A 7,675-nucleotide genomic window follows, 5' to 3' on the forward strand; every position below is an offset into this window, starting at 1 on the left:
TCAAGATGCTTGGGTATATCGTGCTACTGGATATAAAGGAACGCTGAAAACCTGAGTTTATTTCAGCTCGTCGCGCTTAAAAAATTCGAGCCCGCCATTTATAAGCTTTTCACCCAACTTTTCCGCCATTCTGGCGCGTCATAGTCATCTGGCCAATATTCGGTTTGCTTGGTGATTTTACCGTTAAAAACGGTGTGAAACGTCACCGCTTTTGCGACTACTTTTCCATCGGTTACTGTCACATCACTCACCACTTGTGTTCCATCTTCCACTAAAGTATTTACGGTAAACGACCAATCGCCATTAGATGGGTATTCAGTATTGATAGCTGCAAAATTCTCACGTCCAGAAATCCGCTCATTAGACTGTGGCCAAGCACATTCAAAGTCTTCACTTAACCACTGATGCGCTACTGCATGAAAATCATTTCCTGCCATTGCGTTCCAATAATTTGCGACAACTTGCTTGGGCGTGAGGTATGAGGTTTTTTTCACGTAGATATCCTTTTTCATCGTTTATTGGGAATGCTCTACCACCCACAGGCAAACAGGTTGTTATTTGTGTTGCACGGTTCCCTGTTTTTGCCCTGTCTGAAATATGAGGAATACAGCACTGCAAATAGTGCCGCCAAATATCCATAAGTTAGACAAAAACGAATCGAATTCGTAATGTTCGTGAGTCATGAAAGCGGAGTGCAATATGCCATGAATAACGATGAATGTTGCTATAGCAGTTTGTACTTTTTCGATCTTACTCAGAAAATAAGTGGGCAACATAAACATCAAAATGAGAAAGAGAGGGATATGAGCGAGAACAAACAAGGTTTGTGCATATTCCTCTGGTATCCACACTGTAAGCGGTAAAACTAACCAAGCGTGATGCACCATGGCGTCAATTTCATGTGCCACAAAACAGAGTATTCCTATAAAAAAAAGTGTGTTCTTCATTCTTTACTTAACTATCAGGTTAAATCCAACGACGTACCTGACTTTGATATTCAGGGTATGCCTGCGGGAAAAGTTCAGTTAAGAACGCTTCTTCAGGCTTGATTTGAAAACGAGTGATGTAGCCGACAAACCCAATACAAAGCAGGAAAGCCAACCCATTGTTTAAATAGAACCCAAAACCTATCAGGACGAGCAGCATGCCGAGATACATTGGGTTACGTGTAAATTTATACACACCAGAGGTCACCAGTGCCGTTGTTTTATCTGTTAATGTTGGGTGGAAAGTAGTGCGAGCCATTCGAAAAGAAATCAGCCCTAGTATGGCGGTAGCTATGCCTGAAAATACAAACAGCAGTGCAAAGAACGTAAGGATAAATGAGTCACTTATTGGAAACGTAGGCAAAAACCACATGCCTATTCCACAAATGGCTGCGACTATCGGAGGAGGTAACTTCAGTTCCAGTGCCTGCATCGATTTCCTTATATTGTTTTCAGATTAGCTCAAACCTACCGCAATCAATGATTATTGAAAAGACTTTACTCAATAACATAATGAATTTTGTGCAATTTCGCATAACAATTATGATATTTTGAATAATTCGTGTTACAGGCATTAGAACGGTAAGCACTACCCTCGATACTTCAATAGATAATGGATTTCGAATTTGAAAAATTTTGATATTGCTTTCTTGCACACTTCCCCTATCCACATTGACACTTTTAGCAAGTTAATCAAGAAGCACGCTCCCGATTTAAAAACAACGCATTCTGTCTGTGAGGATATTCTCAAAGAAGCGACAGCAAACGGTGTGAACGCATATGTAAATGAATCGACAGCCGAAGCAATTCGAGAACTTACCACTCAATCCAAACTCACTATCTGCACATGTTCGACAATTGGTGGGATTGTTGAGAAGCTCGCTCTCCTTTATGATTTAAACGCCATTCGAATTGATCGAGCCATGGCAGACGCCGCGGTTAAATACAGTAATGTGCTTGTTCTCGCGGCGTTGGAAAGCACATTGTTGCCGACTCAGGATTTAATGGAGCAATCCTGCATTAACGTTCAAGCGCTGCCAAATATAGAGTATCAGTTGGTTCCAAATGCATGGGAACACTTTATGAACGGGGATTCAGAAGGCTATTTTGACCTTATTGCACGCGCTCTATTGGCGAAAGAAGGCCAATTTGATGCCATTGTACTGGCGCAAGCCTCTATGACTGGAGCTGTTTCAACCAAGGCTTATTCCATTCCTGTGTTAAGTAGTCCTGAATTAGGGATCGTTACCGCCATTCAAGACTACTTTTGCTAGGATCTGTTAACTTCGGGAGTTTACTGGTTTGATGCTGGATTAGTACGCCATAACACCGAGTACAAATAGTGCAATTAAGCTCACGGCGGTTCCCGCAAAGACAACGCTCCGCGCAACTTTCCAGTTAACGTAATAGCAAATCATATGTGCGACGCGTGATGCAAAATAAACCCACGCAAACAAATTAACCCAATAAGGGGTCGCTGAGGATAAAACCGCAAAGGTCGTAACAAGAATAAAGATGGCGACACTTTCGTTGGAGTTCAAAAATGCGCGATTGACTCGAAATAGCAAGTTATCGTGGTCTGATGTAATAGTATGACCAGGTTTATGCTTTTTAACTATGCCTGTAACATCGGCGACCAAAAGTTGTAGAAATATGAGTGCACCTGTCAATCCAAAGACCAATACTACGGATTGGTATTCCGCTATAAATGACATATGAATCATCCTTGATATTAAATAAGTCGCTCTACCTTACTAAAGCTTCCTCAAAATACCAATAAAACCCTCCGATTCACCTTAAATGCTGACTCATCAAAAACGTCAAAGCCTACCAAAACCAGCAAAACTAGTTAACAAAAAAGCCATCGCGGCGGCGATGGCTTGATACGAAACAGTTTGTAAAAAGTATACCCAATACTACTGATTAAGACCTTCTTGGTAATCTTCGTAACTCATTCGAGAATCTTCCATACAACGTTCGTACTCTAGTTTATCTGCGATACTCTGACACTGATTCTGCTGCGAAGATCTTGTACCGTAATAACCTTGCGGTCCCGTGCAACCAGCGAGTACAACTACTGCAGTAAAAAGCGAGACTGTCGTAAAGAGCGAAGTAGTCGCTGTTTTCATTATGAGTTACCTATTCTATTCCAATCTGGGATTTTAGACCGCTTCGGTTATCTTTGGTTCGTTATCTTTTACAAAACTGTACACGCGGAATGTGTAAGCTGTGATCATCACCAAAAGAACAGAACTTATTGCTCCTACAAAGAAATCGACAACCACATGATCGATTTCTAACACGTTCAATAGGATTGAAATGAAATACGTAGGCATAGCCTGAAGTAACGCCACTAATAAGTAGCCTCCTAAAATAGGCCATTGATATTCTTTCGTCGCAGCCCAGCTTGATGATAATGCTTGAGTGTACGTTTTTTTCTCTAACACACAGTAAAATTCAGCCAAGCAGAATCGGCCAATGAGGTAGATTCCGGGGATGATCAATAGCATCATGCCGAACAAAATGGCTATGCCCATTAAAATGTACATAACGAGAAGCCTAACAAAGGCTTGGCTGCCAAAATTATAACATTGCGCGGTGGTTAACGTGGCACCGTCGTAACGCGATTGGAACAATACAACCAAAGCCGCTTGGTACAAAGGCAGAAGCACAAAGGGAATAAGACTTACCATGATTCCCTGAGCGTTGGACATTTCTTCAAAGTCCACAGGGTTTAAAGCGTAAAACAAATCCACAATCGCGATCACAGGTATCATGACCAAAACAATCCCTTGAATGTGGCGCGCGTAGTAATTCCAAGATTCTTGAATGATCTTAAAGATGTCCATCGTATTCCCTAGCAAGTTAGCCTTGCCCAAAGCCTGTTATATAAATGCCGCCTAAAAATATAGTGTTTAACGCGATCTTTCAAACATTTGTCGGGGATAACGCTAGCAATTCTCAAGATCTCAGCCACTTGTAACCTCTCGTTACAAGATCATACGAATCAACGAGTGCTATATAGCCAAACAACCTCATGTGCATCAAAAACAAAAAAAGCCCCGAGACAGGGGCAAAACTCACTTACAGAGTATGGCATCAGTTTGAGTCACTCTAAATCTGTATTGGGTTACATAGAATCAGAGCACCATCGACTGACTAAGGAAGTAATGGATCAGGAGTTCTTGCCAACCGAGTCTTCAGCTTTGCTAGCGGTTCGAACCGCGACGTAACAGATGACCACCATAAATAGGGGAATGGCCGCTGCCGTCACTTCAACCCAAACGTACCCCATGAAACTTTTCGCTAAAATCAAATGACCAAATACAAGCATTAGTGCGCATACGATAGCAACGACAATCAATTTAACCTCTTGCGAGGCCGAATGTTTTTTCATGGTTCGACTCCTTGGTTGGACTTACTGATTTATGCCATAGATACATCAATGGTGGGTAGAACAGATCTTGCAAAAAGAAACCGAACAGTTGAGAAAGAAAACGCCTCCGAAGAGGCGTTACAGAAACATTGTTATTGAATTAGCGCCAAACACCCCACTTACCTGTGGTGCCGGGTTCTTCGCCTTTTGTCCACCACTGCGCTGTCCAACTACGACCAGCATGGGATACAACCGCGCCTTTTTCATAAGCTTTGGTGGCGGTCCACGCGTCATTTGCTGGAGGATTTGGTGGCGTTGGATCTAACGCTTTAATGAGTGAGAGTTGATAAGAAGGCTCTGCATTAGGGGCATGAACTTTGTTCGCCAAAACATTGGAACTGTCGTACATGTAATGGTTCATCTCAGAATGCCAGATACCAATAAACCATTTCCCTTTGTTTTGATCATTAATTTGAGCTGCAATCAAACCAGCCCAGTTCGATTGATTGTTTGCTGTGATTGGCAATTGAATATCGTGAATCTCTTGACCAGTAGGGCTAAATGTACGGAACCGTGCGGTATCCCCAACTTCTACAGGACCAAAATCAGGCGCTACAAAATAGCCAAGCTCCGTTAGGTTTCTCGCTGGAGGCGTTGGATCAACTGGGCCTGGATCTGGGTTAGTACCACCGCCATTCAGACGGATATCACTACAGTTGTAGAAGCCCTCACCGCCTGGATCTTTACGTTGCCAGCGTGTGTAAAGTACGGCATCGCCAGTTCTTCCTTCTGGAATTTTTACTGTGAGTCGATACCTTCGATCAGGTCCGAGTACAACGTTATCGTTTCTGACCAGCATATCAAGATCAGACCACGTTAACGGTGCATCCCCAGTGTATGAAGCATTGGATAGGTACACTTGCCAATAAGATGGATCATGAGGTGTGTCAGCATAAAAGACCAATTCAAACTCATTGTTCGCGTCAAGTTGAAGGGACGTTTTTTGCCAGTGCGGTGATGCCACATCTAGACCAGCTTTCGACTGTGCACCTGCCGAACATAAGCTACCATCTTGGATTACCGCTTTGACATGCGCCATGTCTTCGTAATTGGCAACGTTCGCAGCAATTTCATTTCGTTGTACGAAAGGAAAGGCCCCCGAAACATCGAATGCCGCCTGACACGCTTGGTTAGGAATCGCATTAACCCAAAAGCCACCGTCTAGATAACATGTATTTTGCCTAGCGCTAGGGAACTCAACCCACCCGTGTGCGTTGGCAAGGTTAGGCACCAAAACCTGCGATAATCCTGCCAATGCGACAGAACAAATAGCCAGTTTATTCATTATTTCTCTCCGTTTAATTTTCCTGAACATGCTCGCTTTGGCGTAAATGTCTACGCGAAGTGATCAGCGAGCTATTTCAGATTAACAAAGCGAAAATAGGTGGGCGTTGAATGTAAGTTTATAAATGAAAAGGATTTGTTAAAACGATAAAGTGATTCCATAATCAATCTAACTCAATGCAACCATTCTGTTTTTTTGCGCTTGAATTCAAAGTGACTTTATCTGTTTTCACACAGCATGTCTGAAAGGATCGAGGCGAGGGTTTTTATTGCATCCCGTGTTGTCTCATTCCATTCGAAAGAGCAGTTCAAACGAATATGATGACAAAAGTGCTGGTCGGAACTAAACAGAGTTCCGGGCGCAATACCAATTTTGTGTTGAAGCGCTTCTAAATAGACATCTTGAGCGTATACTGTTTCGGGAAGTTCCAACCATAAAAAGTACCCCCCTTTTGGTTCCGTTACTTTCACCTCACTTGGTAGCCAATCTTTCAACCCTTTCAAAAAAGCGTTTTGGCGTTGTTGTAGGGTTCTTCTCAGTTTTCTTAAATGCGTGTCGTACCCGCCCGTTTGAAGATACTCAGCAATACCCATTTGAGTAGGAATGCTAGCCGAAAGCGTCGACATCAACTGCGCTCGTTGTAGAGCCTTTGCATACTGACGATTGGCTACCCACCCAACCCGATAACCAGGCGCTAAACATTTGGAAAAAGAGCCACAATGCAGAACTCGGTGTTCAGAATCAAAATGTTTAGCAGGCAGAGGCTTGGTTTGACCAAAATACAATTCGGAATACACATCGTCTTCAATTAAAGGGACATCATGTATCGCAAGCATATCGATTAACTGGCGTTTTTTCTCTGGAGGCAAGGAGTGTCCGATCGGATTCTGAAAAGAAGTCATAAACCAACATGCTTTGATTGGCAACGCAGACAGCGCTTCTTCAAACAACTCTAAGTTAATGCCAAACTTCGGGCAACTGGGGATCTCGACGACTTTCAATTGCAACCGTTCAATAGCTTGCAGCGCGCCATAGAAAGTGGGTGATTCAACTGCAACCAAATCTCCGGGTTTCGTCAGAACTTGTAAACTTAAGTTCAGAGCCTCCATCGCTCCAGATGTCACCACTATATCGTCCGGCACCACATGAATGCCTTCAAGGTTATAGCGCTGCGCTATACAGCGTCTCAGCGCATCGTTCCCCGGCGGTAAATTGGTGACAGTCGACTGAGGTAGCATTTTCCGCCCACTGCTCGCCAGGTTTCGCGTGAGCACTTTAAATGGAAACAGTTCAGGGTCTGGAAAAGCGCTACTGAATGGAACAATATCGTTATCGCGTGTTTGTTGAATGACATCAAACAGTAAATCGTTGATATTCACGTTGTCTGATTGGTTTACAGATTCTCTTGTACTTGGAAGAATGGGCTCAGGTTTTCTGGGTGAAACATAGTATCCAGACTGTGGTCGAGCCGTAACCCAACCTTGGCTTTCCAACAGTTGATACGATTGCATAACAGTAGAGATACTAAAACCAGATGTTTTGCACGTTGCTCGGACTGAAGGTAGCTTGTCTCCTGCTCGCCAAACACCACTTTCTATCTGCGTTTTTATATCTTGTGCTAACTGCTCGTATCTCGTCATTCTGTTAGGACTTCCTAGGGTCTGTCGTATCGAGCTCGAATAGTAGTCTCTCTTATTCGAATTTCCATCAAAACACTGATGTTCTATTTTCTATTTGTGAAGAGACGCACCGATTAGCCACATATGCATCTCTTGCAAAGAAATGGGTCCGGATAACCGCACTGTATAAAAGATATTGCTTCTGTAACGTGGCTAGTTAGGTATATAGTCAACAAGCAAACTTTCGTATAACGTTCACGGGACGGTACTGGTTCAGTTTCTAGTTTTTTTAACGAATAAGTCGTTTTAACGAATAAGTGTTTTCGAAGAATATACTCAAGCTACCTCA

General features: G+C 43.0%; 10 protein-coding genes. 1 reads left to right on the forward strand and 9 read right to left on the reverse strand.

All coding sequences use genetic code 11. From position 1 onward, the window contains the following. Nucleotides 1-98 precede the first annotated feature (98 nt). The 3 genes from VPNCDNU1_RS22010 to VPNCDNU1_RS22020 are packed head-to-tail and all read right to left on the reverse strand — an operon-like array spanning nucleotide 99 to nucleotide 1,419. Complete coding sequence (locus VPNCDNU1_RS22010) at nucleotides 99-512, reverse strand: nuclear transport factor 2 family protein (protein ID WP_104402334.1); 414 nt, start codon at nucleotides 510-512, stop codon at nucleotides 99-101. Nucleotides 513-554: 42 nt separating this feature from the next. Beyond that, complete coding sequence (locus VPNCDNU1_RS22015) at nucleotides 555-947, reverse strand: DUF6713 family protein (protein WP_104402335.1); 393 nt, start codon at nucleotides 945-947, stop codon at nucleotides 555-557. Between the two features lie 19 nt (nucleotides 948-966). Beyond that, nucleotides 967-1,419, reverse strand: a complete 453-nt coding sequence (locus VPNCDNU1_RS22020) for a methyltransferase family protein (protein ID WP_104402336.1) — start codon at nucleotides 1,417-1,419, stop codon at nucleotides 967-969. Nucleotides 1,420-1,612: 193 nt separating this feature from the next. Between VPNCDNU1_RS22020 and VPNCDNU1_RS22025 the strand changes: the two genes are divergently transcribed. After that, nucleotides 1,613-2,260 (forward strand): amino-acid racemase, encoded by a 648-nt coding sequence (locus VPNCDNU1_RS22025; RefSeq protein ID WP_104402337.1) that lies wholly within the window; start codon nucleotides 1,613-1,615, stop codon nucleotides 2,258-2,260. A gap of 39 nt (nucleotides 2,261-2,299) precedes the next feature. Here VPNCDNU1_RS22025 and VPNCDNU1_RS22030 read toward each other — a convergent pair whose 3' ends face one another. From VPNCDNU1_RS22030 to VPNCDNU1_RS22055, 6 genes are all read right to left on the reverse strand, one after another. Continuing rightward, on the reverse strand, nucleotides 2,300-2,701 hold the full coding sequence (locus VPNCDNU1_RS22030; protein ID WP_104402338.1) for an MAPEG family protein: 402 nt from the start codon (nucleotides 2,699-2,701) through the stop codon (nucleotides 2,300-2,302). A 201-nt stretch (nucleotides 2,702-2,902) separates the two neighbouring features. Then, nucleotides 2,903-3,115, reverse strand: coding sequence for a hypothetical protein (locus tag VPNCDNU1_RS22035; RefSeq protein WP_104402339.1), 213 nt, complete (start codon nucleotides 3,113-3,115; stop codon nucleotides 2,903-2,905). Nucleotides 3,116-3,148: 33 nt separating this feature from the next. Beyond that, on the reverse strand, nucleotides 3,149-3,835 hold the full coding sequence (locus VPNCDNU1_RS22040) for a hypothetical protein (RefSeq protein ID WP_104402340.1): 687 nt from the start codon (nucleotides 3,833-3,835) through the stop codon (nucleotides 3,149-3,151). Nucleotides 3,836-4,161: 326 nt separating this feature from the next. Beyond that, nucleotides 4,162-4,383, reverse strand: coding sequence for a hypothetical protein (locus VPNCDNU1_RS22045; RefSeq protein WP_104402341.1), 222 nt, complete (start codon nucleotides 4,381-4,383; stop codon nucleotides 4,162-4,164). A gap of 139 nt (nucleotides 4,384-4,522) precedes the next feature. Beyond that, the gene (locus tag VPNCDNU1_RS22050; protein ID WP_104402342.1) at nucleotides 4,523-5,707 is read right to left on the reverse strand and encodes a lytic polysaccharide monooxygenase; all 1,185 of its coding nucleotides are present in this window, start codon (nucleotides 5,705-5,707) and stop codon (nucleotides 4,523-4,525) included. A gap of 218 nt (nucleotides 5,708-5,925) precedes the next feature. Next, complete coding sequence (locus VPNCDNU1_RS22055) at nucleotides 5,926-7,347, reverse strand: aminotransferase-like domain-containing protein (RefSeq protein WP_104402343.1); 1,422 nt, start codon at nucleotides 7,345-7,347, stop codon at nucleotides 5,926-5,928. Nucleotides 7,348-7,675: the final 328 nt, after the last annotated feature.

Origin of the sequence: Vibrio penaeicida, assembly GCF_002933855.1 — a bacterium.
Classification (GTDB): domain Bacteria; phylum Pseudomonadota; class Gammaproteobacteria; order Enterobacterales; family Vibrionaceae; genus Vibrio; species Vibrio penaeicida_A.